This window comes from Malikia granosa (assembly GCF_002980595.1).
Taxonomy (GTDB): domain Bacteria; phylum Pseudomonadota; class Gammaproteobacteria; order Burkholderiales; family Burkholderiaceae_C; genus Malikia; species Malikia granosa.
In genome coordinates this window covers 1-26,419 of sequence record NZ_PVLQ01000047.1, presented here as the reverse complement: position 1 = coordinate 26,419, position 26,419 = coordinate 1, and the positions used below count along the sequence as shown (strand labels likewise).

General features: G+C 66.4%; 27 protein-coding genes, 2 tRNA genes and 1 pseudogene. 18 read left to right on the top strand and 12 right to left on the bottom strand.

Annotated features, from left to right (window positions below):
- The first annotated feature begins 27 nt into the window (after positions 1–27).
- Together C6P64_RS12760 and miaB are read left to right on the top strand one after the other, a co-directional pair.
- The gene (locus tag C6P64_RS12760; RefSeq protein ID WP_105748942.1) at positions 28–432 is read left to right on the top strand and encodes a hypothetical protein; all 405 of its coding nucleotides are present in this window, start codon (positions 28–30) and stop codon (positions 430–432) included.
- Between the two features lie 95 nt (positions 433–527).
- Complete coding sequence (gene miaB / locus C6P64_RS12755) at positions 528–1,877, top strand: tRNA (N6-isopentenyl adenosine(37)-C2)-methylthiotransferase MiaB (protein ID WP_105748941.1); 1,350 nt, start codon at positions 528–530, stop codon at positions 1,875–1,877.
- 11 nt (positions 1,878–1,888) lie between these two features.
- Here miaB and C6P64_RS12750 read toward each other — a convergent pair whose 3' ends face one another.
- Together C6P64_RS12750 and C6P64_RS12745 are read right to left on the bottom strand one after the other, a co-directional pair.
- Positions 1,889–2,362, bottom strand: coding sequence for a pilin (locus C6P64_RS12750; protein WP_105748940.1), 474 nt, complete (start codon positions 2,360–2,362; stop codon positions 1,889–1,891).
- Between the two features lie 108 nt (positions 2,363–2,470).
- Entirely contained in the window at positions 2,471–2,938 is a 468-nt protein-coding gene (locus C6P64_RS12745) for a pilin (RefSeq protein ID WP_105748939.1), read from the bottom strand.
- Positions 2,939–3,503: 565 nt separating this feature from the next.
- Here C6P64_RS12745 and C6P64_RS18795 point away from each other — a divergent pair.
- From C6P64_RS18795 to C6P64_RS12735, 3 genes and pseudogenes are all read left to right on the top strand, one after another.
- Positions 3,504–3,674: pseudogene (locus C6P64_RS18795) on the top strand (HipA family kinase); the annotation flags it as partial.
- 73 nt (positions 3,675–3,747) lie between these two features.
- Positions 3,748–3,972, top strand: a complete 225-nt coding sequence (locus C6P64_RS12740) for a hypothetical protein (protein ID WP_245911722.1) — start codon at positions 3,748–3,750, stop codon at positions 3,970–3,972.
- A 26-nt stretch (positions 3,973–3,998) separates the two neighbouring features.
- On the top strand, positions 3,999–4,727 hold the full coding sequence (locus C6P64_RS12735; RefSeq protein ID WP_245911721.1) for an ATPase: 729 nt from the start codon (positions 3,999–4,001) through the stop codon (positions 4,725–4,727).
- Positions 4,728–4,914: 187 nt separating this feature from the next.
- On the opposite strand, the gene C6P64_RS12730 is transcribed toward C6P64_RS12735, so the two are convergent.
- Positions 4,915–4,991: transfer RNA gene (locus tag C6P64_RS12730), tRNA-Ile, on the bottom strand.
- Between the two features lie 24 nt (positions 4,992–5,015).
- Complete coding sequence (gene hrcA / locus C6P64_RS12725; RefSeq protein ID WP_105748960.1) at positions 5,016–6,032, bottom strand: heat-inducible transcriptional repressor HrcA; 1,017 nt, start codon at positions 6,030–6,032, stop codon at positions 5,016–5,018.
- Positions 6,033–6,100: 68 nt separating this feature from the next.
- Between hrcA and C6P64_RS12720 the strand changes: the two genes are divergently transcribed.
- The 3 genes from C6P64_RS12720 to rapZ are packed head-to-tail and all read left to right on the top strand — an operon-like array spanning position 6,101 to position 9,527.
- On the top strand, positions 6,101–6,994 hold the full coding sequence (locus C6P64_RS12720; RefSeq protein WP_105748937.1) for an NAD kinase: 894 nt from the start codon (positions 6,101–6,103) through the stop codon (positions 6,992–6,994).
- Positions 6,991–8,640, top strand: coding sequence for a DNA repair protein RecN (gene recN / locus C6P64_RS12715; RefSeq protein WP_105748936.1), 1,650 nt, complete (start codon positions 6,991–6,993; stop codon positions 8,638–8,640). Before C6P64_RS12720 ends, recN begins: the two co-directional genes overlap by 4 nt.
- Positions 8,637–9,527 (top strand): RNase adapter RapZ, encoded by an 891-nt coding sequence (gene rapZ / locus C6P64_RS12710; RefSeq protein WP_245911720.1) that lies wholly within the window; start codon positions 8,637–8,639, stop codon positions 9,525–9,527. Before recN ends, rapZ begins: the two co-directional genes overlap by 4 nt.
- A 39-nt stretch (positions 9,528–9,566) precedes the next feature.
- Here the strand turns inward: rapZ and mutY are convergent, their stop codons facing one another.
- Positions 9,567–10,670, bottom strand: a complete 1,104-nt coding sequence (gene mutY / locus C6P64_RS12705; protein ID WP_105748934.1) for an A/G-specific adenine glycosylase — start codon at positions 10,668–10,670, stop codon at positions 9,567–9,569.
- Between the two features lie 17 nt (positions 10,671–10,687).
- Entirely contained in the window at positions 10,688–11,503 is an 816-nt protein-coding gene (gene mutM / locus C6P64_RS12700; protein ID WP_105748933.1) for a bifunctional DNA-formamidopyrimidine glycosylase/DNA-(apurinic or apyrimidinic site) lyase, read from the bottom strand.
- A gap of 132 nt (positions 11,504–11,635) precedes the next feature.
- On the opposite strand from mutM, the gene C6P64_RS12695 reads away from it, so the two are divergent.
- The 7 genes from C6P64_RS12695 (at position 11,636) to pth (ending at position 17,458) form a co-directional block, all read left to right on the top strand.
- A complete protein-coding gene (locus C6P64_RS12695; RefSeq protein WP_170073100.1) occupies positions 11,636–13,387 on the top strand; it encodes a tetratricopeptide repeat protein in 1,752 nt (583 codons plus the stop codon).
- Positions 13,384–13,914, top strand: a complete 531-nt coding sequence (locus C6P64_RS12690; protein WP_245911719.1) for a lipoprotein insertase outer membrane protein LolB — start codon at positions 13,384–13,386, stop codon at positions 13,912–13,914. Before C6P64_RS12695 ends, C6P64_RS12690 begins: the two co-directional genes overlap by 4 nt.
- Before the next feature lie 23 nt (positions 13,915–13,937).
- A complete protein-coding gene (gene ispE / locus C6P64_RS12685; protein ID WP_105748958.1) occupies positions 13,938–14,795 on the top strand; it encodes a 4-(cytidine 5'-diphospho)-2-C-methyl-D-erythritol kinase in 858 nt (285 codons plus the stop codon).
- Positions 14,796–14,878: 83 nt separating this feature from the next.
- Positions 14,879–14,955, top strand: a tRNA-Gln gene (locus tag C6P64_RS12680).
- Positions 14,956–15,036: 81 nt separating this feature from the next.
- A complete protein-coding gene (locus tag C6P64_RS12675) occupies positions 15,037–16,014 on the top strand; it encodes a ribose-phosphate pyrophosphokinase (RefSeq protein ID WP_105748931.1) in 978 nt (325 codons plus the stop codon).
- 90 nt (positions 16,015–16,104) lie between these two features.
- Positions 16,105–16,728 (top strand): 50S ribosomal protein L25/general stress protein Ctc, encoded by a 624-nt coding sequence (locus C6P64_RS12670; RefSeq protein ID WP_105748930.1) that lies wholly within the window; start codon positions 16,105–16,107, stop codon positions 16,726–16,728.
- Between the two features lie 97 nt (positions 16,729–16,825).
- The gene (gene pth / locus C6P64_RS12665; protein WP_105748929.1) at positions 16,826–17,458 is read left to right on the top strand and encodes an aminoacyl-tRNA hydrolase; all 633 of its coding nucleotides are present in this window, start codon (positions 16,826–16,828) and stop codon (positions 17,456–17,458) included.
- Between the two features lie 435 nt (positions 17,459–17,893).
- On the opposite strand, the gene C6P64_RS12660 is transcribed toward pth, so the two are convergent.
- The 3 genes from C6P64_RS12660 to rsmD all read right to left on the bottom strand — a co-directional run bounded on the left by C6P64_RS12660 (position 17,894) and on the right by rsmD (position 19,428).
- Complete coding sequence (locus C6P64_RS12660) at positions 17,894–18,157, bottom strand: YfhL family 4Fe-4S dicluster ferredoxin (protein WP_105748928.1); 264 nt, start codon at positions 18,155–18,157, stop codon at positions 17,894–17,896.
- Between the two features lie 13 nt (positions 18,158–18,170).
- The gene (gene coaD / locus C6P64_RS12655; protein WP_105748927.1) at positions 18,171–18,686 is read right to left on the bottom strand and encodes a pantetheine-phosphate adenylyltransferase; all 516 of its coding nucleotides are present in this window, start codon (positions 18,684–18,686) and stop codon (positions 18,171–18,173) included.
- A 130-nt stretch (positions 18,687–18,816) separates the two neighbouring features.
- Positions 18,817–19,428, bottom strand: coding sequence for a 16S rRNA (guanine(966)-N(2))-methyltransferase RsmD (gene rsmD, locus C6P64_RS12650; protein WP_105748926.1), 612 nt, complete (start codon positions 19,426–19,428; stop codon positions 18,817–18,819).
- 29 nt (positions 19,429–19,457) lie between these two features.
- On the opposite strand from rsmD, the gene ftsY reads away from it, so the two are divergent.
- Entirely contained in the window at positions 19,458–20,543 is a 1,086-nt protein-coding gene (gene ftsY, locus C6P64_RS12645) for a signal recognition particle-docking protein FtsY (protein ID WP_105748925.1), read from the top strand.
- A 59-nt stretch (positions 20,544–20,602) separates the two neighbouring features.
- Here ftsY and C6P64_RS12640 read toward each other — a convergent pair whose 3' ends face one another.
- Positions 20,603–21,964: a DUF3422 family protein gene (locus C6P64_RS12640; protein ID WP_105748924.1), complete on the bottom strand. Its 1,362-nt coding sequence runs from the start codon at positions 21,962–21,964 to the stop codon at positions 20,603–20,605.
- Between the two features lie 43 nt (positions 21,965–22,007).
- Positions 22,008–23,312, bottom strand: coding sequence for a hemolysin family protein (locus C6P64_RS12635; protein ID WP_105748923.1), 1,305 nt, complete (start codon positions 23,310–23,312; stop codon positions 22,008–22,010).
- Positions 23,313–23,321: 9 nt separating this feature from the next.
- Here C6P64_RS12635 and C6P64_RS12630 point away from each other — a divergent pair, with 9 nt between their 5' ends.
- The gene (locus C6P64_RS12630; protein WP_105748922.1) at positions 23,322–24,167 is read left to right on the top strand and encodes a symmetrical bis(5'-nucleosyl)-tetraphosphatase; all 846 of its coding nucleotides are present in this window, start codon (positions 23,322–23,324) and stop codon (positions 24,165–24,167) included.
- A 33-nt stretch (positions 24,168–24,200) separates the two neighbouring features.
- On the opposite strand, the gene C6P64_RS12625 is transcribed toward C6P64_RS12630, so the two are convergent.
- Entirely contained in the window at positions 24,201–25,667 is a 1,467-nt protein-coding gene (locus C6P64_RS12625; RefSeq protein WP_105748921.1) for a DEAD/DEAH box helicase, read from the bottom strand.
- Between the two features lie 193 nt (positions 25,668–25,860).
- Between C6P64_RS12625 and rpsT the strand changes: the two genes are divergently transcribed.
- Complete coding sequence (gene rpsT, locus C6P64_RS12620) at positions 25,861–26,163, top strand: 30S ribosomal protein S20 (RefSeq protein ID WP_105748957.1); 303 nt, start codon at positions 25,861–25,863, stop codon at positions 26,161–26,163.
- Positions 26,164–26,419 lie beyond the last annotated feature (256 nt).

Genomic DNA, 26,419 nt, shown 5'->3' with positions numbered 1-26,419 from the left:
CTACACCATGAACCGCTGCCTACTCACATGCCCACCAAGCACCCGCTGAAGGCGGCCTGCGCCGCCGCGCTGATCCTGCTGCCCGCGCTGTCCTGGGCACAGCCGGCAACCGACCAGCTGCAGCGCCAGTTCCCCGACCAGGCAAGACGCGGCGTGCTGCGCGTGACGGCACCACCCGACATCCTGCTCGACGGCAAGCCGGACCGGCTCTCGCCGGGCGCGCGCATCCGCAGCACCGATCGCCGCATCGTGCTGCCCCAGCAACTGGTCGGGCAGGAACTGCAGGTCAACTACCGGCGCGAGAGCCTGGGCCTGGTGCACGAGGTCTGGCTGCTGACCCCGGCCGAGCAGGCCGAGCACCGCGCCGGCAAGGGCGACGGGGTACAGCGCAACTACCGCTTCGCCTCCGAAGCCGACCCGTCGGCCAACTGACACCCGCAGGTGCTTGAGCACCTGCCCTCTCCTCCCACCGCAGACCGGCCGTTGATTGCCGGCCTGCTTGTTGCATTTTTCCGCCACTACCTGCCATGAGCAAAAAAGTCTTCATCAAAACCTTCGGCTGCCAGATGAACGAGTACGACTCGGACAAGATGGCCGACGTGCTGGGCGCCGCCCAGGGCTACGAGCCAACCCAGGACATCGAGCAGGCCGACCTGATCCTGTTCAACACCTGCTCGGTACGGGAGAAGGCACAGGAAAAGGTGTTTTCCGACCTGGGCCGCGTCAAGCACCTGAAGGAAAAAGGCGTGCTGATCGGCGTCGGCGGCTGCGTCGCAAGCCAGGAAGGCGACGAGATCATCAAGCGCGCGCCCTATGTCGACGTCGTGTTCGGCCCGCAGACCCTGCACCGCCTGCCCGAGCTGCTCGAAGCGCGCACCGCCAAGGCCCGGCCACAGGTCGACATCAGCTTCCCCGAGATCGAGAAGTTCGACCACCTGCCGCCGGCCAAGGTCGAGGGCGCCAGCGCCTTCGTCTCGATCATGGAAGGCTGCAGCAAGTACTGCAGCTACTGCGTCGTGCCCTACACGCGCGGCGAGGAATTCAGCCGCCCGTTCGAGGAAGTGCTGGTCGAGGTCGCCGGCCTGGCCGACCAGGGCGTGAAGGAAGTCACGCTGCTGGGCCAGAACGTCAACGCCTACCGCGGCAAGATGGGCGATACGGACGAGATCGCCGACTTCGCGCTGCTGCTCGAATATGTCGCCGAGATCCCCGGCATCGAGCGCATCCGCTACACCACCAGCCATCCGAACGAGTTCACGCCGCGCCTGATCGAGGCCTACGCGAAGATCCCGAAGCTGGTCAGCCACCTGCACCTGCCGGTCCAGCATGGCAGCGACCGCATCCTGATGGCGATGAAGCGCGGCTACACCGCGATGGAGTACAAGAGCACGATCCGCAAGCTGCGCGCGATCCGCCCCGACCTGTCGATGAGCAGCGACTTCATCGTCGGCTTCCCCGGCGAGACCGAGGAGGATTTCCAGAAGATGATGAAGCTGATCGAGGATGTCGGCTACGACAACAGCTTCAGCTTCATCTTCAGCCCGCGCCCCGGCACGCCGGCGGCCAACCTGCCCGACGATACGCCGCACGAGATCAAACTGCGCCGGCTACAGGAAGTCCAAGCCGCGCTGGAACAGAACATCCAGCGGATCAGCCAGAGCCGAGTCGGCACCGTGCAGCGCATCCTGGTCGAGGGCCCATCGCGCAAGAATCCGGCCGAACTGATGGGCCGTACCGAGTGCAACCGCATCGTCAACTTCGACGGCGGCCCGAACGGCGCACGCCTGATCGGCCAGATGCTGGACGTGAAGATCACGCTGGCCTACCCGCACTCGCTGCGCGGCGAGGTGCTGCTGCGGGAAACGGCAGCAGCCTGAAAGCGGCTGCCTCAGATCCGGCAGTTGGCCGGGACATACTTGTTGTTGGCGGCAGCAGAGACCTTGCAGGTCCAGGTGATCGGGCTGCCGACCGACACGCTGGGCTCCAGCGTGAAGACCACATTGTTAGCCAGGTTGCCCATCGTCACGGTGATCTTGCCAGTGGCGGTGTCGCAGTCAATGCTATCGACATCGGTGTAATAAGTGGTTCCGACATTGCCCACCCGGACTGAACTGCTTACGGCTTTGTTGACGCCCTGGCAGACGGATGCCGAGTCGATGGTGCCGCCATTGGAACTGATGTTTTCCGATACGGTGGTCTTCATGCTGGCAGCGAAGTTGAGACCTTCGCTGACCCGGGCCCGCACCGTGTAGTCGGAATAGGCCGGCAGCGCAACGGCAGCCAGGATGCCAATGATCGCGACCACGATCATGAGCTCGATCAGCGTGAAGCCCTGCTCGACTTGGCGGTGTACGGTTTTCATAGCGGACCCTAGCTCCAAGAACGGCGGTTGGAATGGCCTGACATGGCCCAAGGGGAAAACGGCCGCCTCCGTGGCGGCCGTTTTCACTACCACAATAAGAAACCTAAATCAAACAGTCTTGACGCGGCAGGAGCTAGGCATGTATTTTGCTTTTGCATCATCTGCAACAGTACAAGCCCATGTGATGGGGGATCCTGCAGTGGCAGTGGGGGTCAAGGAAAACACCACACTACCAGCGTTAGCTTTCATCGTAATGGTGATACGACCAGGTTTTGTTGCAGTGTTGTCACAATCCCAGGATGCGATGTTGTCTGTTGCTGCAGTCGCAGTGACACCGTCACACAAGCCTGTCTTCGATGCAGTCACGCCACCATTGCTGGCAATGTTTTCGGAGACTGTGGCCTTGATGCTGTCAGCAAAAGTCAAGCCTTCCGTAACACGGGCCCGGATCGTGTAGTCCGAGTAGGCAGGCAAGGCGATTGCCGCCAAGATGCCGATGATCGCGACCACGATCATCAGTTCGATCAGCGTAAAGCCGCGTTGGGCTTGCTGTTTCAGGCTCTTCAAATTCTTCATGACGACCTCCGGGATTGATTGAACCAAATTGCTCGAGACGATTGCCAAGCAAGGACATTCTTGCATCAGCCAGACCAAGAGTGAAGACCCCTCCTAGAAAAATTCACCATTTCTGCCACAATTTCTTGAACATCAGGCAGAGCTGCTGCGGTGGCCTGGTGGCCTTCCCGATGAACTTCCCTCCGGTCGCCGCGAGAGGCGACTACAGCAACGTTCACGATCAGACACATGGTTTGCTGACGCGTGACAGCTGCCCAGCTGGCATGCCGTTCGTGCTGGTGAAGGGTGCAGACAAGCGGGGACTTCGCCCGCGGGTGGCGAGGACCCGTGGGAAGCTGTGGCAGCCTGAAACCCGGATGAAGGGCAAGCTGATCACGCGTGCCCTGAGCGAGCGGCACGCCGTCTCGATTGCGCCATCAAGGCCCGCCGCGCCAAGTAGCGAGAGACCTGCCACAAGGATCTCCATCGCCATGCACAAACTGGTGGCGCACCCAAGAGGTACAGCAAGGACAAGACCGAGCCAGGACCGCTGTATCCGCCGACCTGATGCTGCAGGCCGAATACGCCCGAGCGAGTGAGCGATGCCCTGCCCGCCTTACCCGCTGGCTGCGATAATGTCCCGACGGAGTGGTACTGGGTCAAGGCCGAAATGGATGTGCACGCCACCATCGACCTCGACCGCATGAAAACCTTCCTAGCCCACTGGGCAAGCTCTGAACCATGGAGAACGGGGTGAAGTCCCTAGCTACGCCATCGTCCGGCCCATGCATTCATGCTGAGGTAAGCCAATGAAACTGACAGAAGAGTCCATGAAGAATCTGGAAGCCGGCATCCCCAGGCTGGCCGAAGGCGCTTTTCAGCGTGCTTATTACCAGGCGTTGACCAGCAGCGGCATGGTCCTGCGCGCGGTCAATGGCCAGTTGGTTGAAACCCATGCGGACGGCACCGAAACCGTGATTCGTGCCATTCATCATCCGGTACAAGTCAAGGTTGGGGCCAGGTTCAAGCTCAAGCGTCGGGACACTACGGCCTGATGACTGCGGTACAACCCAGGCTACGCATGTTTGCAGGCCCGAACGGTTCGGGCAAGAGCACCTTGAAGGAGGTGCTGGACCCCGACTGGCTGGGCGTCTATGTCAATGCAGATGACATCGAGGCTGATGTTCGCCAGCGTGGATTTCTGGCACTGGGAGACTTTGGCGTGGAGACCTCGGAAGCAGAACTGCATGCCTTCTTCGCAGACTCGACACTGCTCAGGAAGTCGGGCCTCTTGGAGGAAGCGCTGCAGATCCGATTGCAGGATGGCCGCGTAGTCTTTGGCGCGGTTGCAGTCAATTCCTACTTTGCCTCGGTGCTGGTTGACTTCATCAGGCACGACCTGGTGCGGCGCCGAGTCTCGTTCACGTTCGAAACCGTCATGTCTGCGCATGCCAAGGTGGAGTTTTTCTGCCAGGCGCGCGAACAAGGGTTCAGAACCTATCTGTACTACGTGGCAACCGAAGATCCGGAGATCAACGTGTCACGGGTGGCGCACCGGGTCAGCATGGGCAAGCATGATGTCCCCAGAGAGAAAATCGTCGAGCGCTACCACCGCTCGCTGGAGTACCTGGCTGATGCCGTGATGTGCTCGGACAGGGCTTACGTGTTCGACAACTCGACCGCAGAGCGGGTCTGGGTCGCAGAGATCACTGACGGCGCTGATCTGGAGATGAAAACCGACTCGATGCCCTACTGGTTCAAGACCGCCTTGTTGGACAAGCTGGCGGCAGATGAGGCTGGGCAGGACTAGCCTGCAGCCTGTTTGAGGCTTGCAAGTTCTACGAGCTGTTTGCCAGCACGGAACTCAAGGGCGGGTGTGCCATCGTGAGCAACTGACCTGCCCAATGTAGCGGACTCAAGAGGCGAGCCAGTGGCTGCGTGACCAGCCAGAAACGAAAAAGCCCAGCTTGAAGGCCAGGCTAAGTCGTTGATTTGAATGGTAGGGCGTGGCGGACTTGAACCGACGACCAAAGGATTATGAGTCCTCTGCTCTAACCAACTGAGCTAACGCCCCGAACCAAGCTTTAAATTGTAGCGTCTACTTGCCGTGGCTCAGCGCGTTGCTGACCAGTTTCGCCGTGATGTCGACGATCTGGATCATGCGGTCGTAGGCCATGCGCTGCGGGCCGATCACGCCCAGGGTGCCGACCACCTCGCCGTTGACCGCATAGGGGGCGCTGACGACCGATAGCTCCTCGAACGGCACGACCTGGCTCTCGCCGCCGATGAAGATGCGCACGCCCTCGGCCTGGTTCGAGACCTCGAGCAGCCGCATCAGCTGGGTCTTCTGCTCGAACAGGTCGAACATCTTGCGCAGATGGCCCATGTCGCGCGAGAACTCGCTGACCGACAGCAGGTTGCGCTCGCCCGAGACGACCACGTCGTCCTGCTCCATGGCCTCGCTGCCGGCATCGACCGCCTTGACCATCAGCGAAGTGATTTCGCCGCGCAGCGCATCGACCTCGGTCTTGAGCCGCAGTCGCACCTCGTCCATCGCGAGTCCGGCGTAATGCGCGTTGAGGAAGTTGGCCGCCTCCTGCAGCTGCTGCTGGCTGTAGTCGGCCTGGGTGTGGATGATACGGTTCTGCACGTCGCCGTCGGGCGAGACCAGGATCACGAGCACGCGTCGCTCCGACAGGCTCAGGAACTCGATGTGGCGGAACACCGAGGGCCGGCGCGGCGTCATGACCACGCCGACGAATTGCGACAGGTTCGACAGCAGTTGCGCGGCCTGGCTCAGGACCTGGCGCGGTTGTTCGGCCGCCAGGCCAGGCCCGGCCAGGCCATCGACCACCGCCAGGCGCTCGCGCCGCACGGTCAGCATGGTGTCGACGAACAGGCGGTAGCCACGCGGGGTCGGAATGCGGCCGGCCGAGGTATGCGGACTCACGATCAGGCCGAGTTCCTCGAGGTCGCTCATGACGTTGCGCACCGTCGCCGGCGACAGCTCCAGCCCGGCCGCGCGCGAGAGCGTGCGCGAACCGACCGGCTCGCCGTCGGCGATGTAGCGCTCGACCAGGGTCTTGAGCAGCAGTTTGGAGCGGTCGTCTAACATGCAGGCCATTGTAGAAAAGCTTGTGATGTAATTTGAGGATGAATCTGCCCACATCAAGCCCGAGCCCCATGACAAGCCGGGCTGGCAAATCCCGCTTCCGCCACGTGGCGCTGGTGGGCAAGTATCACGCGGTCGGCTCGCGCGATGCGCTCGAGCGCATGGCGCATTTCCTGCACGCCATGGGCTGCGAGGTGTCGATCGAGCGCGAAACCGCGCAGAACACCGGCCTGACCCAGTACAACAGCCTATCGGCGAGCGGCATCGGTACCTCGTGCGACCTCGCGCTCGTGATGGGGGGCGACGGCACCATGCTCGGCATAGGGCGCAAGCTGGCGCGCTTCGGCATCCCGGTGGTCGGCATCAACCAGGGCCGACTCGGCTTCATCACCGACATCCCGTTCGCCGACTTCGAGACCCACCTGAGCCCGATCCTGCGCGGCGAATACGAGGAAGACCACCGCAGCCTGATCCACGCCAGCGTCTGGCGCGACGGTGACTGCGTGTTCGACACCGTCGCGATCAACGACGTGGTGGTCAACCGCGGCGGCGCACCGAGCATGATCGAGCTGCGCGTCGAGGTGGATGGCCGCTTCGTCGCCAACCAGCGCGCCGACGGCCTGATCATCGCCTCGCCGACCGGCTCGACCGCCTATACCCTGTCGGTGGGCGGTTCGCTGTTGCATCCGGCCATCGATGGCTGGATCATGGCGCCGATCGCGCCGCACACGCTGTCGAACCGCCCGATCGTGCTGCCGGCCAGCGGCGAGATCGCGCTGGTGCTGGTCAACGGACGCGATGCCAGCGCCAACTTCGACATGCAGACTTTCACCAGCCTGTTGCATGGAGATCGTATAACGGTGCGGCGTGCGCCCTACAAGCTCTGCCTGCTGCATCCCGTGGGCTGGAGCTATTTCGATACCTTGCGCAAGAAACTGCACTGGAATGAAGGAATGACCACATGAGCCTGCGCCGCATGTCCCTGCGCGATTTCGTGATCGTGCGGGCCCTGGACCTGGAGCTCGAGAACGGTTTCACCGTGCTGACCGGCGAGACCGGCGCCGGCAAGTCGATCCTGATCGACGCGCTGCAGTTCGCCCTCGGCGCGCGCGCCGATGCCGGCGTGGTGCGCGAGGGCGCGCCGCGCTGCGAGATCGCCGCGGAGTTCGACCTGTCCGAGCTGGCGCAGCGCTGGCTGGACGAGAACGGCTTTGCGGTCGAGCCCGGCGAGCCGCTGCTGCTCAAGCGCAGCCTGGACAGCCAGGGCCGCAGCCGGGCCTGGATCAACGGCGGCGCGGCAACGGTGGCCCAGCTCAAGAGCCTGGCCGAGGAGCTGGTCGACATCCATGGCCAGCATGCCTGGCAGAGCCTGACGCGGCCCGACACGGTGCGCCAGCTGCTCGATGACTACGGCCGCATCCCGGGCGGCGAACTGCGCGGACTCTGGGCCAGCTGGCGCCAGGCGCTGCAGGCGCTCGAGCAGGCGCAGCAGCAGCAGGCCACCTTGCAGCAGGAGCGCGAGCGCCTGCAATGGCAGCTCGGCGAGCTGGCCAAGCTGGCGCCAGCCGAAGGCGAATGGGAGGAGCTCAATCTGCAGCATGGCCGGCTGTCACATGCGCAAGGACTGATGGATGCCGCTCGCAACGCGCTGCTGGCGCTCGACGAGGAGGACGGCGGCGCGACCCAGCTGCTGCACCGGGCCCTGCAGGCGCTACAGGAACAGCAGCATATCGAGCCGCGCTATGGCGAGATCGCGGCCGTGCTGCAGGGCGCGCTGGCCCAGGTCGAGGATGCCTGCCACGACCTGCAGCACCATGCCGATCCGACCGAGCTCGACCCGGCCGCGCTCGAGGCGCTCGACCAGCGGCTGTCGCTGTGGTTGTCGCTGGCCAGGCGCTTTCGCTGCCAGCCCGAGGAGCTACCCGAGCGGCTGGCCCAGTGGCAGCGCCAGCTCGCCGAGCTCGACCGCAGCAGCGACCTCGATGCGCTGCAGCAGGCCGAGCAGCGCGCCCAGCAGGCCCTGCTCAAGGCAGCCAGGAAGATCAGCGCCGCGCGCGAACAGGCGGCCGGGCAGCTGTCGCAGGCCATCACGGCGGCGATGCAGGGCCTGGGCATGGCAGGCGGGCGCTTCGAAGCCAAGCTGGTGCCGCTGCCCGAACCCCAGGCACATGGGCTGGAAAACGTCGAGTTCCTGGTCGCTGGCCATCCAGGCAGCACGCCGCGGCCGGTCGGCAAGGTCGCTTCCGGCGGCGAGCTCTCGCGCATCGCACTGGCGATCTCGGTCACGACCAGCCAGCTCGGCCAGGCGCCAACGCTGATCTTCGACGAGGTCGACAGCGGCATCGGTGGCGCGGTGGCCCAGACCGTGGGCCGGCTCATGAAGCAGCTGGGACAGGACCGCCAGGTGCTGGCAGTGACCCACCTGCCCCAGGTGGCGGCGAGCGCCGACCAGCATCTGTTCGTCTCCAAGCGGCAGGATGATCAAGGCACGGCGAGCGAGGTGCGCGCGATCTCGGACGAGACCCGCGTGCAGGAACTCGCACGCATGCTGGGCGGCGACAAGCTGTCGGACGCGTCACTGGCCCATGCCCGCGAGATGCTGCTGCCATGAGACAGAAATCCACCATGCAGCTGGTGCTGATCACCGGCATGTCGGGCTCGGGCAAGTCGGTGGCGCTGCACGCGCTCGAGGACGCGGGCTTCTACTGCGTCGACAACCTGCCACCCGAACTGCTGGAAGCCTTCATCGCGATCGAGCACGGCTACCGGGCCAACCGGGTCGCGATCGCGATCGACGTGCGCAGTGCGAAATCGCTGCCCGGCATGCCGGCGCAGATCCACAAGCTGCGCAAGGGCGGGCAGCCGCTGACCGTGCTGTTCCTCGATGCGACCACCGACACCCTGGTGCGGCGCTTCTCCGAGACGCGCCGGCTGCATCCGCTGTCGCGGCGTGACAACCAGGACCAGCGCCGCGCCCTGATCGAGGCGATCGAGCATGAGCGTGACCTGCTGTCCGAGCTGCGCGAGTATTCGCTCGTGATCGACACCAGCCAGCTCAAGGCCTCGCATCTACGCACCGAAGTGCGCAAGCTGCTCGACCATGAGCCGAATTCGCTGACGCTGGTGTTCGAGTCCTTCGGCTTCAAGCGCGGCGTGCCGATGGACGCCGACTTCGTGTTCGACGTGCGCATGCTGCCGAATCCGCATTACGAGCCCGAGCTCAGGCCGCTGACCGGGCTCGACAAGCCGGTGGCCGACTACCTGAGCGTGGAGCCCGAGGTGCAGGCGATGCAGGCCCAGATCATCGATTTCGTCGAACGCTGGCTGCCGTCGATGGTGCGCGACCATCGCAGCTATGTCACGATCGCGATCGGCTGCACCGGTGGCCAGCATCGCTCGACCTACCTGGTCGAGGAACTCTCGATGCACTTCTCGCAGCGCTGGACGGTGCGCAGTCGCCACCGCGAACTCGACGCGATCAAGCACGCCGGACCCTGAAGCCGATAGCGGCAGCCCGCCGCTGCGGGGCAGCCCGTCTCAGGCCGGCAACAGGCGCTCGAGCAGGCTGCGCAGCGGTGCAGGCAGGCCGAGGTCGAGGTCGGCCTGCCGCCTGACCCAGAGCCCTGGAGCCGCCTGAGCAGCAGGCCCCGGACCGGCTGCGTCCTGCCGCAGCGCCGAGGCATCGAGCTCGAGCGGACGCAGCACCAGATCGCGGTGCGTGAGGGCGTGACGCAGGGCTTCATGCTCCCGGCGCAAGGCCGGCTCGCCGCCGAACGCGGCCAGGCCTTCGGCGCGCGAGCCATAGGTCGGCAGGCTGTAGAGGCCGGCCCAGATGCCTTCGGCCGGGCGGCGTTCCAGCCACACCGCACCATCGGGCCGGCGCAGCAGCAGCCACCACCATTCGACCGTGCTGCGCTTGAGCTTGCGCGTGCGGACCGGGAATTCCGCGGTCCTGCCCTGCGCGCTGGCCAGGCACAGACCGGCGCCGGGACAGGCCGAGCAATCCGGCTTGCTGCGCGAGCACAGGCTGGAGCCGAGGTCCATCAGGCCCTGGGTCCAGGCGACCATCTCGTCGTGGCTCGGTGCGGCGGGCAGCAGATCCTGCGCCAGCGCCCAGAGCCGGCGCTCCTGCGCCAGCGATGCCAGGTCGCCGTCGAAGGCCAGCAGGCGCGACAGCACCCGCTTGACGTTGCCGTCGAGAATCGAGATCCGCTCGCCGAAGCAGAAGGCCGCGATCGCCGCCGCGGTCGAGCGGCCGATGCCAGGCAGGGTCTGCAACTGCTCGGCGCTGGCCGGGAAGGCGCCGCCCCATTGCTCGACCACGGCCTGGGCGCAACGATGCAGGTTGCGCGCGCGGCTGTAGTAGCCCAGCCCGCTCCAGAGCGCCAGCACCGCCTCCTGCGGCGCGGCGGCCAACGCACGGACATCGGGAAAACGCTCGAGGAAGCGCGAGTAATAGCCCAGCACCGTCGTGACCTGGGTCTGCTGCAGCATGATCTCGGACAGCCAGACCCGGTAGGGATCGCGCGTGCCCTGCCAGGGCAGGCCGCTGCGGCCATGGCTACGCTGCCACTGAACCAGGCGCGGGAAGAACAGCAGGGGCGAGGCGGTCGGCGAGGAGTCGGAAGCAGCGAGCGGCATGAAGAAGGACGAGGTAGTCAGAAGGTCTGGCAATCGGGGCAGAAGAAGGTCGAACGCTGCCCCTGGCGCAGGGTGCGGATGGTAGCGCCGCAGGCGCGGCAGGGCTGGCCCGCGCGGTCGTAGACCATGGCCTCGAGCTGGAAATAGCCGGACTTGCCCTCGGCGCTGGAGAAATCCTTCAGCGTGCTGCCGCCCTGCTCGAGCGCGCGCGCCAGCACCGCGCGGATCGCGCCATGCAGGCGCTCGGCCCGGACCCGGCTCAGACCCGAGGCGCGCAAGGTGGGCCGGATGCCGGCCGCGAACAAGGCCTCGGAGGCATAGATATTGCCGACCCCGACCACGATATCGCCGGCCAGCAGCACCTGCTTGATCGCCGAACGGCGCGCCTTGAGCGCCTGCCAGAACGCGAGCGGATCGAAATCGGGCCCGAGCGGCTCGACGCCCAGATGGCCCAGCAGCTTGCGCGCGACCGGATCGGCTTCGGATTCGGCCCAGACCACGGCGCCGAAGCGGCGCGGGTCATGCAGCCGCAAGCAGCCGCGACTGGTGACGAGCTCGAAATGGTCATGCGGGCCGGCCGCTGGCAACTGGTCGGCAAAGGCCAGGCTGCCCGACATGCCGAGGTGGATCAGCAGCAGGCCCTGATCGAGGTCGAGCAGCAGATATTTGCCGCGCCGACGCACTTGCAACACCTGGCGCCCCTGCAGCGCCGCCGGCGCTATGCCCAGGGGCCAGCGCAGGGGCTTGCCCATGGAGGCGGCCTCGATGCGGGCGCCGGCGATGCGGTCGGCAAAGCTCAGCCGGGTGACTTCGACTTCGGGCAATTCAGGCATGGGAACTGATGGAACGCAGGGTCGGACGGGAGAACGGGCTTCCATTATCATGGGCCGATGGACCGCTCTGCTCTGACGCGCCCCTGCGCACAATCCTCGACCTCCTGCACGGCATCCCCGATGACGGGCGGGATGCGGGCTTCCATCGGCGCCGCCCTGGCGCTGGCGCTGCTGGCCGGAAGCGGCTCGGCGCAGGCAGCCAATCCCAAGTCGTCAGCCCAGCCCCAGACGCCATCCACGCTGAAGACACCGGCCGATTCGGGCATGGGCGGCGAGCTGCTCTACCAGCTGCTGATCAGCGAGCTGCAGATCACCCAGGGCCAGCCCGGCGCGGGCTTCAGCCTGACCCTCGATGCGGCGCGCAAGAGCCGGCGAACCGAACTGTTCCAGCGCGCGATCCAGATCGCCTTGCAGGCAAGGTCGGGCGAATCCGCGCTGCAGGCCGCACGCGCCTGGACCGAGGCACAACCGCGTTCACCCGAAGCACAGCGCGTGGTGCTGCAGCTCGCGCTGGCGCTGGACCGCCCAGCCGACATTGCCCAGCCGTTGCGCTCGCTGCTGCGCCTGACCGCGGCCGCCGAGCGCCAGCCCCTGATCCAGGCGCTGCCGCAGATGATGGCGCGGCTGAACGACAAGACGGCAGCCCTGCAGGCCGTGGCCCCGCTGCTGAAGGAGGCCAGCAAACAGCCGACCCAGGCCATGGCGGCCTGGACCAGCCTGGGCCGGCTGCAGCTCGCGGCGGGACAGAAGGACCGAGCCCTCGAATCGGCACAGCAGGCAATGGCCAAGGATCGCCAGTCGGCGCTGCCCGCCTGGCTCGCACTGGGACTGCTCGAGCAGCGCCAGCCGGGCTCCGATGCCCTGGTGCAACGCTGGCTGGCACGCGTTGACGGCGAAGAAGCGACCCGGGTCCGGCTCGAATACACCCGGCTGCTGATCGAGCAAAAACGCCACTCCGACGCCCGGGCACAGCTGAACCTGCTGACGCGCGAGCAGGCCTCGATGGCCCAGGTCTGGCTGCTCGACGGCCTGCTGTACTTGCAGCTCGAGCAGCTCGAGCAGGCGACCAGCTCGCTGCAGCGCTACCTGGCCGTGGCCTCCAGCGAAGCGGGACAGAACGGCCGGGCCCAGGCCCAGCTGCTGCTGTCGCAGATCGCCGAAAAGCAGGGCAAGCTGGAAGATGCACTGGCCTGGCTGGACCGGATCGAGGGCCAGGAAGCCCAGGCCGCCGTGCAATCGCGCCGCGCGCTGCTGCTGGCACGCGCCGGCCGGCTCGACGAGGCACGCGCGCTGCTGCGCGGACTGCCGGCCGACAACCCGACCGACGAACGCCGCAAGCTGGTGGCCGAGGCCCAGCTGCTGCGCGAGCTCGGACATTATGTCGAAGCGCTGCAGGTCTACGAGGAGGCGACGCAGCGCTTTCCGCAGGATGCCGACCTGGCCTACGAGCGCGCCATGGTGGCGGAAAAAGCGGGCCGAACCGATGAAATGGAGCGCCTGCTGCGCGAGCTGATCGCGCGCGCGCCCGACTACGGCCATGCCTACAACGCGTTGGGCTATTCGCTCGCCGACCGCAACCAGGATCTCGCACAGGCGCGCGAACTGATCAACCGTGCCGTCGCGCTGATTCCCGACGATCCCTTCATCCAGGACAGCCTGGGCTGGGTCGAGTTCCGGCTCGGCAACCTGGCCGAAGCCCGGCGCATCCTGCAAGCCGCCTTCGAGCGCAGGGCCGACCCCGAGATCGCCGCCCACCTGGGCGAAGTGCTATGGACCGAAGGCCAGCGGGAGGCGGCACTGCGCGTCTGGCGCCAGGGCCTGCAGCAGCAGGCGGACAATGAAACCCTGCTGCGCACCCTGCAGCGCCTGCAAGTCAAGCCGTGACCAGCCACCCGGGCAAGGCCAGGCTGCCAGGCTGGCTGCTGGCGGCGAGCCTGCTACTGGTCACGGGTTGCGCCAGCCCGCCGCTGGCGGCACCGGTGACAACTGGTGCCAGCGAGCAGGCCAGTCAAGGTCCCTGGAGCGGACGGCTTTCGCTGCAGGTCGACAGCGAGCCGCCGCAAGGCTTCCATGCCGGCTTCGAACTGCTCGGCAATGCACAGGCGGGTGAACTCAGGCTCTATTCACCGCTGGGTTCGGCGCTCGCGAGCGCGCGCTGGAGCGCAGATTCCGCCTGGCTGCTGCGCGGCGACGAACAGCGCGCCTACCCCGACCTGGCGACGCTGACCGCCGCCTTGACCGGTGCTGCGCTGCCGGTCAGCGAGCTGTTCCAGTGGCTGCAGGGCCATCCGGCCCAGCCGCCAGGCTGGACGGTGCAACTCGGCCCGGCCGACGGCCGGATGCTGGCCCGCCGGCTGGAACCGGCCCCGAGCGCGACGCTGCGCCTGATACTCGACCGCCCGCAACCCTGAAATCCATTCACTGATATATGTCGCTGCGTCAATTGCTGGACGTGCCTGCGCCGGCCAAGCTCAACCTGTTCCTGCACATCACCGGCCGCCGGGCCGACGGCTACCACCTGCTGCAATCGGTCTTCATGCTGATCGACTGGTGCGATACCCTGCATTTCGAGCGGCGCGCGGGCGGCGCGATCAGCCGCGAGGATATCGGTGGCAGCGGCCCGGCCCTGCCTGCCAACGATCTGGTCGTGCGCGCCGCGCAGGCACTGCAGCGCGCCAGCGGCTGCGAATGGGGCGCGCATATCGCGCTCGACAAGCAGATTCCGCAGGAAGCCGGCATGGGCGGCGGCTCGAGCGACGCGGCCAGCTGCCTGCTGGCGCTGAATCGACTCTGGGGCCTGGACCTGCCACTCGAGCAGCTGCTGCAGATCGGGCTGCAGCTGGGCGCCGATGTGCCTTTCTTCCTGGGCGGTGACAACGCCTGGGTCGAGGGTATCGGCGAGCAATTGACCCCGGTGACGCTGCCCGCTGGCAACTTCATCGTGCTCAAGCCGCCGACCGGCGCCTCGACGCCGAAAATTTTTCAGAGCCCGGCTCTCAAACGCGATAGTTTGTGCTCTACAATGCGAGACTTCGTTGCAAGCGCTAGTGTTTTCAATTATGGACACAACGACCTGCAGCCGGTTGCAATCAATCTTTGCCCCGACATAAAAATCGGACTGGATTGGTTAAAAAACCAGAATCTTTCTGGTACAATGACTGGCTCAGGCAGCGCGCTGTTTGCACCGACAAGTCAGGCAAGCAAGGTAGACATTACCACATTGCCTCCTGGTTGGATAGCAAGAAGCTGCAAAAATTTGTTTGAACATCCTCTCAAACAATGGCGAAAATAGAGTACAATCTCTTTCGTTGTTTGTGAAGAGCAGATGACAAACAGAACTGCATTCGGTCTGTAGTGAAAACTGCAAACCCATGTAGGGGAGTCGCCAAGTTGGTCAAGGCATCGGATTTTGATTCCGACATGCGAGGGTTCGAGTCCTTCCTCCCCTGCCAAATTTATTGTTAGTAAACACACAACGCGGCCTTAAAGGGCCGCATTGTGTTTCTGAAGACCAACATTCTGCCGGGTTCTCCATGCAAATCACCACGCCAGTGCAATCGCCGGATTTCATGATTTTCACGGGCAATGCCAACCCGGCACTCGCCGCAGAGATTGCCCAGCAACTCGGCACCACCCTGGGCCAGGCCGCCGTGGGTCGCTTCTCCGATGGCGAGGTGACGGTCGAGATCAACCAGAACGTCCGTGCCCGCGAAGTGTTCGTCGTCCAGTCGACCTGTGCGCCGACCAACGACAACCTGATGGAGCTCATCATCATGGTCGATGCGCTCAAGCGCGCCTCGGCCGAGCGCATCTCGGTGGTGATCCCCTACTTCGGCTATGCGCGCCAGGACCGTCGTCCGCGCTCGAGCCGGGTGCCGATCACGGCCAAGGTGGTGGCCAACATGCTGCAGGCCGTCGGCGTGCATCGCGTGATGACCATGGACCTGCACGCTGACCAGATCCAGGGCTTCTTCGACATCCCGGTCGACAACGTCTACGCCTCGCCGGTGCTGCTGGGTGACCTGCGCTCCAAGAACTACGAGGACCTGCTGGTCGTCTCGCCCGACGTGGGCGGCGTGGTGCGCGCCCGTGCGATCGCCAAGCAGCTCGGCTGCGACATGGCCATCATCGACAAGCGCCGTCCCAAGGCCAACGTGTCGGAAGTCATGCATGTGATCGGCGACATCGAAGGCCGCAACTGCGTGATCATGGACGACATGATCGACACCGCCGGCACGCTGGTCAAGGCGGCCGAGGTGCTCAAGGAGCGCGGTGCCAAAAAGGTCTATGCCTACTGTACCCACCCGGTCTTCTCGGGTCCGGCCATCGAGCGCATCGCCAAGGGCAACGCCCTCGACGAAGTGGTCGTGACCAACACCATTCCCTTGAATGCGGCCGCCCAGGCCTGCGCCAAGATCCGCCAGGTTTCCGTGGCACCGCTGATGGCCGAGGTCATCCAGCGCATCGCCAACGGCGACTCGGTGATGGATTTGTTCGCCGAATCGAACTGATTCGATGACAAAAAGCAGCGTCCACGCGAGTGGGCGCTTTTTCTGTTGGGGGCCGCTGGTCGCGGATGGCCCCTCTTTAAGGTAGATATCATGCAATTCACCGCTTTTGAGCGCTCCAAGCAGGGCACGGGTGCGAGCCGCCGCCTGCGCAACACCGGCCGTACCCCCGGCATCGTCTTCGGCGGCACCACTGCCCCGGCCGTGATCGAACTCGATCACAACAGCCTGTGGTTCGCCCTGCAGAAGGAAGCCTTCCACGCTGCCCTGCTGGACATGGAACTGAACGGCAACACCGAAAAGGTCGTGCTGCGCAATGTGCAGTACCACCCCTTCAAGCCGCTGGTCCTGCACGTCGACTTCCAGCGCGTCGATGAAAACACCCGCGTGCGCAAGAAGGTGCCGCTGCACTTCATCAACGCCGAGAACTCGCCGGCCGTCAAGCAGGACAAGTGCTTGGTCAACCACGCGATGACCGAAGTCGTCGTCGACTGCCTGGCCATGCAGATCCCCGAATTCATCACCGTCGACCTGGGCAACGCCGTCAAGGGCCAGTCCATCCACACCAACGACCTGGTCCTGCCGGCTGGCGTCAAGGTCATCGTCCACGGCAAGCCGAACCCGGGCATCGCGACCCTGGTCGAGCCGAAGGAAGAGATCATCGCCGCTCCGGTGGCCGCTGCCGCTGGCGACAAGAAGGGCAAGAAGAAGAAGTAATTCTTCGCTCTGCTGCTTTTTCGGCAAAAGGCTCGCTTCGGCGGGCCTTTTTCGCATCCACCCTTTCTTCAGGCGCCATCGGCGCCAAGCCACTGACATGTTCAAACTGCTGGTCGGCCTGGGCAACCCGGGTCCAGAATACGAGGATACCCGTCACAACGCCGGTTTCTGGTGGCTGGAGGCGGTCGCGCGCGAGCTGAAAATCAACCTGAACCCGGAGCGCAGCTATTTCGGCGTCGCCGGCCGCGGCAGCTTCGAGGGCCGGCCGATCTGGTTGCTCGAGCCGATGACCTTCATGAACCGCTCCGGCCAGTCGGTCGCGGCGCTGGCGCGCTTCTTCAAGATCGCGCCCGAGGAGATCCTGGTGGCGCATGACGAGCTCGACCTCGATCCGGGCGAGCTCAAGCTGAAAAAAGGCGGCGGCCATGCCGGCCACAACGGCCTGCGCGACATCCATGCCCAGCTCGGCAGCAGCGACTACTGGCGGCTGCGCATCGGCATCGGCCACCCGGGCGTCAAGTCAGAGGTCGCGAACTGGGTGCTCAAGAAGCCGGCGCCGGACCAGCGCGATGCGCTCGAGCAGTCGATCGAGCGTGCGGTGCGCGCCCTGCCCGATCTGCTGGCTGGCCACATGGACAAGGCCACCGCAGCGATCCACACCAGCAAGCCGCCACGCCCGAAGCCGCCCCGGCCAGCCAAGGCGGACCAGCCGCCGGCTGCCGGCGAATAAACGGTCCATCAGTGGCGTCACGGCTCGTATCGAGCGCAGACTTTCTGATGGACCTTGAATAGCTCCTTGGGCCGAGCAGGTTCATGTGGCTGATTGGCCGGCCCGGCGGGCGGGCATGCGCCTGGCCTCATGCCGTCCGCTGCGCGGCCAAAAATCGGCCAGTCGCACGCCCACCCACCGGGCTCAAGCGTGACTGGGTCGGCTGCAGGAAAGACAAGGGCAACAGCGGCCAGTCCAAAGCGCTGCGGCCTCGTATCCAGGATCTGCGATGGAATCTTGCTGGGATGGGGGCGAGGCTGACGACCGATCTGCTGGACGCGCAGCGGACAGATGAGGTCGGCGGCCTTGTACCACCCCAGACCTGCACGCAAAAGATCTATTCCCGCCAGACGACCTGCCAAGCTGGAACCAAGGACACCGACGGCCCGGCAGCCGTCAGGCCGCCGCCGAGTTCGACTTCTGCAGCTGCGCGTACTTGGCCTGCAGCTGCTCGCGGGTCTCGACATGCTCGGGGTTGACCGGGATGCATTCGACCGGGCAGACCTGCACGCATTGCGGTTCGTCGAAATGGCCGACGCACTCGGTGCACTTGGCCGGATCGATGACATAGAAATCCGGCCCCATCGAGATCGCCTGGTTCGGGCATTCGGGCTCGCAGACGTCGCAGTTGATGCATTCGTCGGTGATCATCAGTGCCATGGCGCTCTCCCCTTCAGACGGCCAGGGTGGCCACGCGCAGATGAGCGGCCACCACCGGACTGACCATCTGCGACACATCGCCGCCGAGCTTGGCGATCTCGCGCACCAGGGTACTCGAGATGCATTGCAGCTGCGGCTGCGGCAGCAGGAAGACCGTCTCGACCTCGGGTGCCATCTTCTGGTTCATGGCGGCCATCTGGGCCTCGTAGTCGAAATCGGCCACGTTGCGGATGCCGCGCACGACCGCGCAAGCGCCCTGCTGGCGACAGAAATCCACCATCAGGCCATCAAACGGCAGCACGCGCAGGGCGGGCAGGTCGGCAAAGACCTCGCTCACCTGGGCAATGCGCTGCTCGAGCGTGAACAGGGTCTTCTTGTGATGTGCGACCGCGACCGCGACGATCAGCTCGTCGAACAGGCCGGCAGCGCGCCGGATCACGTCCTCGTGGCCGAGCGTGACCGGATCGAAAGTGCCGCTGTAGACCGCGATGCGGCGGCTCCGGGCGTCACGGGAGATGGATGTCGTCATGGGCGGGATTATCCGTCTTCCGGCCGCAGCCGGGCTGGCGCTGGCGGAAAAGCCCTGCGTCGGCGCCTTGGCGGCAGGCCGGCCATGCCGTCAGACGCAGGCAGATTCGATCCATGCCGGCAACGCCAGCTCAAGTAGCAGGCGCCAGCTCCAGCAGGTGGTAGTGGACCTGGCCGGCCTTGCCGTGGCGGCTGCAGCGCAGGCCCAGCGCCAGCAGGTCTTCGTCGCTCCAGGCGCGCGGCGCCTCGAGGTAGATGCAGCCCTGCGGCGCCAGCAGCGGCACGGCGGCCTGCAGCGCCTGCCTGAACAGGGCCTCGTTGCCACCGTCGCCGAAAGGCGGATCGAGAAAGACCAGGTCCCAGCTGGCGCGCGCGGCGCCCTTCAGGACCGTGATCGCGTCGCCGCGCTGGACCTTGATCTGCGTGGCCTGGAGACGCTCGGCATTGGCGCGCAGGCTGGCTGCCAGGCCGGGGTCCTGCTCGCACAGCAGCACCTGGACGGCGCCGCGCGAGGCGGCCTCGAAGCCCAGTGCCCCGCTGCCGGCGAAGGCGTCGAGGCAGCGCAGGCCGCCCAGGTTCTGGCCCAGCCAGTTGAACAGCGTCTCGCGCACGCGGTCGGGCGTCGGGCGCAGGCCGGGCCGGGCCGGCACCGCGAGCTTGCTGCGCTTCCACAGCCCGCCGATGATGCGGACGAAACCCGGCGCGGCCGGGGCAATGACAGGACGTTGTGATGCAGGTTTCATAGAATGCATGGATTCTAGAAACCCGCGCCATGTTCAGCTTCCTCAAGAAAAAATTCTCTTCCGCCAAGCCCGAGGCTGCGCCAGCGCCGACCGCGCCCGCAGCACCGACCGTCAAGGCAGCAGTCGCTGCCCAGCAGCCGGCCGCGCCCGCCCCTGCGGCACCGCTGCCGGCGGACAAGCCAACGGCCGCAGCGGGCCGCCAGGGCTGGCTGGATCGCCTCAAGCAGGGCCTGCGCAAGACCGGCTCCAGCATCTCGACCGTCTTCACCGGTACCCGGATCGACGACGAGCTCTACGAGGAGCTCGAGACCGCGCTGCTGCTGGCCGACACCGGCACCCAGGGCACGCAATACCTGCTCGACGACCTCAAGCGCCGCGTCAAGGCAGCCAAGGCGACCGATCCGTCCCAGGTCAAGGGCCTGCTGGCGCAGGCGATCACGGACCTGCTGCAGCCGCTGGAAAAGCCGCTGGCGATCGGCGGCCAGCCCGACGGCCCGACCGTCATGATGGTCGCCGGCGTCAACGGTGCCGGCAAGACCACCACCATCGGCAAGCTGACCAAGCACCTGGCCAACGAGGGCGCCAGCGTGCTGCTGGCCGCCGCCGACACCTTCCGCGCCGCCGCGCGCGAGCAGCTGGGCGTCTGGGCCGACCGCAACCTGGTCGAGATCGTGAGCCAGGAGGGCGGCGATCCGGCCGCGGTCAGCTTCGACGCGGTGCAGGCGGGGCGTGCGCGCGGGCGCGACGTGGTGATCGTCGACACCGCGGGCCGGCTGCCGACCCAGCTGCACCTGATGGAAGAGCTCAAGAAGATCAAGCGCGTGGTGCAGAAGGCCGATGCCAGCGCGCCGCACGAGGTGCTGCTGGTGATCGACGGCAACACGGGCCAGAACGCACTGGCCCAGGTCAAGGCCTTCGATGCCGCGCTGCAACTGACCGGCCTGATCGTGACCAAGCTCGACGGCACGGCCAAGGGCGGCGTGCTGGCGGCGATCGCGATGTGGGCCAAGGAAGCCGGACGCGAGGTGCCGGTCTACTTCATCGGCGTCGGCGAGAAGCTGGAGGACCTGCAGACCTTCAGCGCGAGCGAATTCGCCCAGGCGCTGCTGAGCTGAGCCCCGGCCAGGCCTGGGCCGGGCCGGCCTGACCGGCAGGCAGGCCGTGTCAGCCGGCCTCAGTGGCCGGCATGCAGCTTCTCGTGGATGCGGCGCGTCGTGCGCCAGACGCCCCACAGCACGACCGGGATCAGCGCGCCGGCCGCCAGCTCGGGCTGCAGCGGCAGTCCCAGGCCCTTGAGCGCCTTGGCGCCGTACAGTAGCAGGCTCACGACATAGTAGGAAATCGCCGCGATCGACAGCCCTTCGACCGTGCTCTGCAAGCGCAGCTGCAGCTCCTGCCCGTGGGTCAGCTTGGCGAGCAATTGCTGGTTCTGGCCCTCGGTCGCGATGTCGACCCGGGTGCGCAGCAGCGCACTGGTGCGCGCGACCCGCTCCGACAGCGAGGTCAGCCGCTGCGCGGTCGAGGCCACCGTGGCCATGGCCGGCGCCAGGCGCCGGCGCATGAAGGCGCCCAGGGTCTGGGTGCCCGGCAGCGACAGCTCGCGCAGCTCCTCGATGCGCTGGCTGACCAGGTCGGCATAGGCCTGGGTGGCCGAGAAGCGGAAGGAATGGGCCGCGGTCGCGCGCTCGACCCGCGCCGCCAGTCCGATCAGCCGGTCGAGCAGCTCCTGCTCGGAAACCGAACTGGCATCTAGCTGAGCGGTCAGGTCGGCCAGCTCGGCCTCGGCGGCGAGCAGCGCCGGCCCCAGGCTCTTGGCCACCGGCAGGCCGCGCAGGGCCATCAGCCGGTAGGTCTCGACTTCCAGCAGCCGCATGGCGATGCGCCCGGCGGCCGCCTCGCTGGTTCCCGGCGGCGCGAGCACCAGCATGCGCTCGAAGCCGTCGGCATTGAGCTGCAGGTCGGTGATGGCCCAGGCCTGCGAGCTGCCCAGCTGCGAGCCGACCACGGTGCGCCGGCGCAGCCAATGCTTGGCCTGCTCCATCAGGGCCGGGCCCGCCGCCGGGTCGGCGTTCAGCATGACGAGCTGGATCGCCGCCACCGTGCGGCCCGGAATCCGGCCCAGCCAGCCGGGCGGCGTGACCAGATGGTCGAGCAGCGCGGGCATGCTGCTGCCCAGGCCGGCCCCGGCGGGCAGGGGCTGGACGATCGAGTAGCGGGTGAACTCGGTGTGGCGCTCCCACTTGACGGTGTAGCCGTCGAGCCGCAGGCGCAGGAAGTTGTCCTGCAATTCGGCCAGTGACAGGCCCTGCTGTCCCGGCAAGTGACACAGGTGGGCGTGTTCGTCCTCGCGTGACACACCCTCGTTGAGGACCGCGACCAAGGTGACCAGGGCCGGCAGGCGGATGCGGGCCGCCGGCCGCGCATGGACCTCGTTGTGCAACGCGACGCGCTGCGGGTCATCGGGCGGCAGCAGGCTGGCAGCGCCCGCCGAAACGGGCCTGTCTTCGAGCGGGCGGCGGGCGGCGGTATCGGTCATGGTCTGGTGCTGGCGACGGCTGATCGGATCAAGGAAGCAAGCCTCATGCCTGCGCCCTGTCCGCCGGCTCGGCCAGACGCTGCAGCAGGACCTGCTCGATGCGCCGGCTCTCGACCTTCAGCACCTCGAAGCGCCAGCCGGCGATCTCGACCGACTCGCCGACGCCCAGCAGCTCGCCCGAGACCGCCTGCATCAGGCCGGCGACGGTGTTGTAGCGCTCGCGGTCCTCGTCGGGCAGCTCGGCGATGTCGAGCCTGGCCTTGAGTTCATGCGCGGGCATCGCGCCGTCGACCAGCCAGCTGCCGTCCTCGCGCTGGGTCGCCCAGGCCTCGTGCGGCACCTCGGGCGAAAGCTCGCCGGTGATGGCCTCGAGCATGTCGAGCGGGGTCAGCAGGCCCTGGACCACGCCATACTCGTCGACCACGAACACGAGCCGGGTGGCGCGCGAGCGGAACTGCTCGAGCAGCTCCATGCCGCTGAGGGTCTCCGGAACGAAGACCGGGGAGCTGGCATGGCGCTGCCAGCCTTCCGCATGGCCCGCGTCGGCCAGTGCCATCAGGTGCGGCAGGTGGATCACGCCGACCACGTCGTCGAGACTGCCGCGACAGACCGGATACCAGGAATGCCCGCCGCGCCAGGCCTTGGCCAGCGCCTGCTCGAGGCTGTCGGCATGGTCGAGCCAGACGATGTCGGACCGGGGCACCATGATGCTGCCGAGCTGGCGGTCGTCGAGCAGGAACACGTTGCGCACCATCTGGTGCTCGTGCTCCTCGATGATGCCGGCACCCACGCCCTCCTCCAGGCTGGCGTTGATCTCCTCCTCGGTCACATGCTGGACCGCGGTGTTCTCGAAGCGCAGCAGCTTGAGCACGCCACGGGTGGTGGCCGACAGCAGCATCACGAAGGGCTTGGCCACCTTGGCGACACCGGCCATCGGGCGCGAGATGAAGCGCGCGACCGCCTCCGGGTGCATCTGGCCGATGCGCTTGGGCACCAGCTCGCCGAAGACGATGGTCACGAAGGTGATCACGACCACCACGACGGCGGTCGCGCTGATCTCGGCGCTCGACTGCGGCAGGCCGAGCCGGACCAGCTGCTCGGCCAGCGAGCTGCTGAAGGCGGCCTCGCCGACGATGCCGTTGAGCATGCCGATCGAGGTGATGCCGACCTGGACCGAGGACAGGAATTCGGTCGGGTTGTCGAGCAGCTGGAGCGCGGTCCGGGCCCCCTTGTCTCCGCCCTCGGCCAGCGCAGCCAGGCGGGCCTTGCGGCTGGCGGCGAGCGACATCTCGGACATCGCGAAGGCGCCGTTGAGCAGGGTCAGGAAGATGATGAGCAGGACGTCCATAATTTATGGATGGCACTTTACCTGATCGGCGACCTGCAAGGCTGCGACGAAGCGCTGCAGCGCCTGCTGCATACCCTGGATTTCTCCCCCAGCCGCGATACCCTCTATCTGCTCGGCGACCTGGTCAACCGGGGGCCGGCCTCGCTGGCGGTGCTGCGGCGGCTGATGGGCTATGGCGAATCGGCGCAATGCCTGCTCGGCAACCACGACCTGCATCTGCTGGCCGTCGCCGCAGGCGTGCGCCGGGCGCACCGCAGCGACACGCTCGACGAGATCCTGGCCGCCCCCGACCGGGCGGAGCTGCTGCACTGGGTGCGCGCGCGGCCGCTGGCGCTGCAGGTCGAGGGCTGGCTGCTGGTGCATGCCGGCCTGCTGCCGCAATGGACGGCGCAGCAGGCGCTGGCGCTGGCGCAGGAGTTCTCGGCCATGCTGTCGGGCAGCGAGGGGCCGGACTGGCTGCAGCGCATGTACGGCAACCAGCCCGACCGCTGGAGCGATGGGCTGGCCGGCGACGAGCGCTGGCGCGTGGTGGTCAACGCGATGACGCGGCTGCGCTTTTGCGATGCCGCAGGCCGGATGGACTTCGACAGCAAGGAAGGCGCCGGATCGGCGCCAGCGGGCTATCTGCCCTGGTTCGAGGTGCCTGGGCGGCGCAGCGCGGACACGCCGATCGCCTTCGGCCATTGGTCGACGCTGGGGCTGCTGCAGCGCGACAGGCTGCTCGCGCTCGACACCGGCTGCCTGTGGGGCGGCTGCCTGAGCGCAGCGCGGCTGCAGCCGCAGCCCGAAGGCCCGGCAAAGGTGGCCGAGATCATCCAGGTGGATTGTCCGCAGACGCGCCAGCCGGGCGTCTGACGGCATCCGGCGCGGAGGCGCCGGATCGAGCACTCAGCTGGCGGCTTCGGTGCTGGATTCAGCCGCCGATGCCGGAGCTGGAGCCGCCGCGGGGCGGAACAGCGCGGCGACCTTGCGCTTGCTCTTGATGAAGGGCGACAGGCCACGGGCCGGCTGTGCCTTGCCTTCCCATTCGGGCTTGGCGTCGGATGCCAGGGCCGGCTGGTAGGGCTGGTCGAAGAAGGGATCGGACGAGGCGCGCGGCGCGCGGACCCGGGTAGGACGCTCGCTACGGACCTCGGCGCGCGCCTGCGGATCGCTCCAGAGGCGCTGGCCGTCGTTCTGGCGTGCCGGGGCACCGCCGAAGCGGCGCTGGTCGGACTCGAGCAGCAGCGACTCGACCTCGGCCTTCTTGCCGATCAGCTTCTCGATCTCGGCCAGCTGCTTGACGTCGCGCCCGGTGACGAAGGAGATCGCGATGCCCGAGGCACCGGCGCGGCCGGTGCGACCGATGCGGTGCACATAGTCCTCGGCGTTGAACGGAATGTCGAGGTTGAACACCGCCGGCACATCCTTGATGTCGAGGCCGCGCGCGGCCACGTCGGTGCAGATCAGCAGGTCGACCTCGCCCTTCTTGAAGGCGTCGAGCGCCTTCAGGCGCTCGTCCTGGCTCTTGTCGCCGTGCAGCGCCACGGCGTTGAGGCCGTCGCGCTCGAGCGCGCGCGCCATGCGGGCGCAGCCGAGCTTGCTGTTGAGGAAGACGAAGGCCTGCTTGACGCCCTTCTCGCGCAGCAGCTGCTTGAGGGCCTGGCGCTTGTCATCCTCGTCGACGCGGAAGAAACGCTGCTCGATGGTCGAGGCGGTGGCGTTGGAGCGCGCCACCTCGATCGTGACCGGGTCCTGCAGGTAGCTGCCGGCCAGGCGCTTGATCTCGGGCGAGAAGGTGGCGGAGAACAGCAACGTGGTACGGGTCTTGGGCAGATAGCTCAGGATGCGCTGCAGGTCGGGCAGGAAGCCGATGTCGAGCATGCGGTCGGCCTCGTCGAGCACCACGTACTCGACCTGGTTGAGCACGCAATTCTTGGCCTCGATGTGGTCGAGCAGCCGGCCCGGCGTCGCGACCAGGATCTCGACGCCCTTCTTGAGCTCGGCGGTCTGCGGCTTCATGTCCATGCCGCCGAACACCACCGTGCTGCGCAACTGGGTGTGCTTGGCATAGAGCGCGATCTGCTGGGCGACCTGGTCGGCCAGCTCGCGCGTGGGCAGCAGCACCAGCGCACGCACCGGGTGACGGGCCGGCGAGGTCGAGGCATTCTCGTGCTTGAGCATGCGCTGCAACAGCGGCAGCGAGAAGGCGGCCGTCTTGCCGGTGCCGGTCTGTGCCGCGCCCATCACGTCGCGGCCTTGCAGCACGACCGGAATGGCTTGCGCCTGAATGGGGGTCATGGCCGAGAAACCCATCTCGGCGATGGCGCGTGCCAGCGGCTCGGCCAGCGAAAGTTCTGAGAAAGCTTGTGTCATCTGAGCCCCTATTGTCTCATCTCGCAAGGAAAGAGGGGACAAAAATGGATTCTTCGCCGCCCGCAGCCGCTGCAGCGCAGCATGGAAGCCACACCTCGTGCGTGCGCCAGGGCCCTGCACCTTGGCAGACTGGCAGGTGTCACGCTACAATCTTGGGTTCTGCTGGCAACATCCACAAACTCAAAGGAACATCATCATGGCAACCAAGCCGAAGAAAAAGAACCCCCGCCTGGCATCCGGTCGCAAGCGCGCCCGCCAGGACGTCAAACTGAACGCCGCCAACACCTCGCTGCGTTCCAAGTACCGCACCGCCGTCAAGAACGTCGAGAAGGCTGTCGTCGCCGGCGACAAGACCAAGGCCACCGAGCTGTTTGCCAAGATGCAAGCCGTGGTCGACACCATCGCCGACAAGGGCATCTTCCACAAGAACAAGGCCGCTCGCGACAAGAGCCGCCTGTCCGCCAAGGTCAAGGCCCTGGCACTGGCCGCCGCCTAATCAGGCAACCATCGCCCGGTTCCATCCCAGGATGGAACCGCGTTTGCCCCGGGTGCGCTGCCAGCAGGACAGCCAACCCGGCAAGAAGCCGCCTCCGGAAACGGAGGCGGCTTTTTTTCGCCCGTCAAGCTAGGGTTTGCGTGCGGTAGCGTTGTCAGTCTGATGCAAGTAATGTTCTCAATCATGAAAACAGATTCATTCCAGCAAGTTACCCATCCGAGGTGACGCAGGCCATCAGGAGACAACCGTGACCCGA

Bases quoted from the DNA above. Each gene is read 5' to 3' on its own strand.
- C6P64_RS12635 (WP_105748923.1), bottom strand. From the start codon at position 23,312: ATGGACGTCCTGCTCATCATCTTCCTGACCCTGCTCAACGGCGCCTTC.
- C6P64_RS12695 (WP_170073100.1), top strand. From the start codon at position 11,636: ATGCGGGCTTCCATCGGCGCCGCCCTGGCGCTGGCGCTGCTGGCCGGA.
- C6P64_RS12670 (WP_105748930.1), top strand. From the start codon at position 16,105: ATGCAATTCACCGCTTTTGAGCGCTCCAAGCAGGGCACGGGTGCGAGC.
- C6P64_RS12760 (WP_105748942.1), top strand. From the start codon at position 28: ATGCCCACCAAGCACCCGCTGAAGGCGGCCTGCGCCGCCGCGCTGATC.
- C6P64_RS12640 (WP_105748924.1), bottom strand. From the start codon at position 21,964: ATGACCGATACCGCCGCCCGCCGCCCGCTCGAAGACAGGCCCGTTTCG.
- C6P64_RS12740 (WP_245911722.1), top strand. From the start codon at position 3,748: ATGAAGAATCTGGAAGCCGGCATCCCCAGGCTGGCCGAAGGCGCTTTT.
- mutM (WP_105748933.1), bottom strand. From the start codon at position 11,503: ATGCCTGAATTGCCCGAAGTCGAAGTCACCCGGCTGAGCTTTGCCGAC.
- pth (WP_105748929.1), top strand. From the start codon at position 16,826: ATGTTCAAACTGCTGGTCGGCCTGGGCAACCCGGGTCCAGAATACGAG.
- C6P64_RS12625 (WP_105748921.1), bottom strand. From the start codon at position 25,667: ATGACACAAGCTTTCTCAGAACTTTCGCTGGCCGAGCCGCTGGCACGC.
- C6P64_RS12675 (WP_105748931.1), top strand. From the start codon at position 15,037: ATGCAAATCACCACGCCAGTGCAATCGCCGGATTTCATGATTTTCACG.
- ftsY (WP_105748925.1), top strand. From the start codon at position 19,458: ATGTTCAGCTTCCTCAAGAAAAAATTCTCTTCCGCCAAGCCCGAGGCT.
- rsmD (WP_105748926.1), bottom strand. From the start codon at position 19,428: ATGAAACCTGCATCACAACGTCCTGTCATTGCCCCGGCCGCGCCGGGT.
- rapZ (WP_245911720.1), top strand. From the start codon at position 8,637: ATGAGACAGAAATCCACCATGCAGCTGGTGCTGATCACCGGCATGTCG.
- C6P64_RS12630 (WP_105748922.1), top strand. From the start codon at position 23,322: ATGGCACTTTACCTGATCGGCGACCTGCAAGGCTGCGACGAAGCGCTG.
- hrcA (WP_105748960.1), bottom strand. From the start codon at position 6,032: ATGTTAGACGACCGCTCCAAACTGCTGCTCAAGACCCTGGTCGAGCGC.
- recN (WP_105748936.1), top strand. From the start codon at position 6,991: ATGAGCCTGCGCCGCATGTCCCTGCGCGATTTCGTGATCGTGCGGGCC.
- C6P64_RS12750 (WP_105748940.1), bottom strand. From the start codon at position 2,362: ATGAAAACCGTACACCGCCAAGTCGAGCAGGGCTTCACGCTGATCGAG.
- C6P64_RS12745 (WP_105748939.1), bottom strand. From the start codon at position 2,938: ATGAAGAATTTGAAGAGCCTGAAACAGCAAGCCCAACGCGGCTTTACG.
- coaD (WP_105748927.1), bottom strand. From the start codon at position 18,686: ATGACGACATCCATCTCCCGTGACGCCCGGAGCCGCCGCATCGCGGTC.
- C6P64_RS12735 (WP_245911721.1), top strand. From the start codon at position 3,999: ATGTTTGCAGGCCCGAACGGTTCGGGCAAGAGCACCTTGAAGGAGGTG.
- C6P64_RS12720 (WP_105748937.1), top strand. From the start codon at position 6,101: ATGACAAGCCGGGCTGGCAAATCCCGCTTCCGCCACGTGGCGCTGGTG.
- miaB (WP_105748941.1), top strand. From the start codon at position 528: ATGAGCAAAAAAGTCTTCATCAAAACCTTCGGCTGCCAGATGAACGAG.
- mutY (WP_105748934.1), bottom strand. From the start codon at position 10,670: ATGCCGCTCGCTGCTTCCGACTCCTCGCCGACCGCCTCGCCCCTGCTG.
- C6P64_RS12660 (WP_105748928.1), bottom strand. From the start codon at position 18,157: ATGGCACTGATGATCACCGACGAATGCATCAACTGCGACGTCTGCGAG.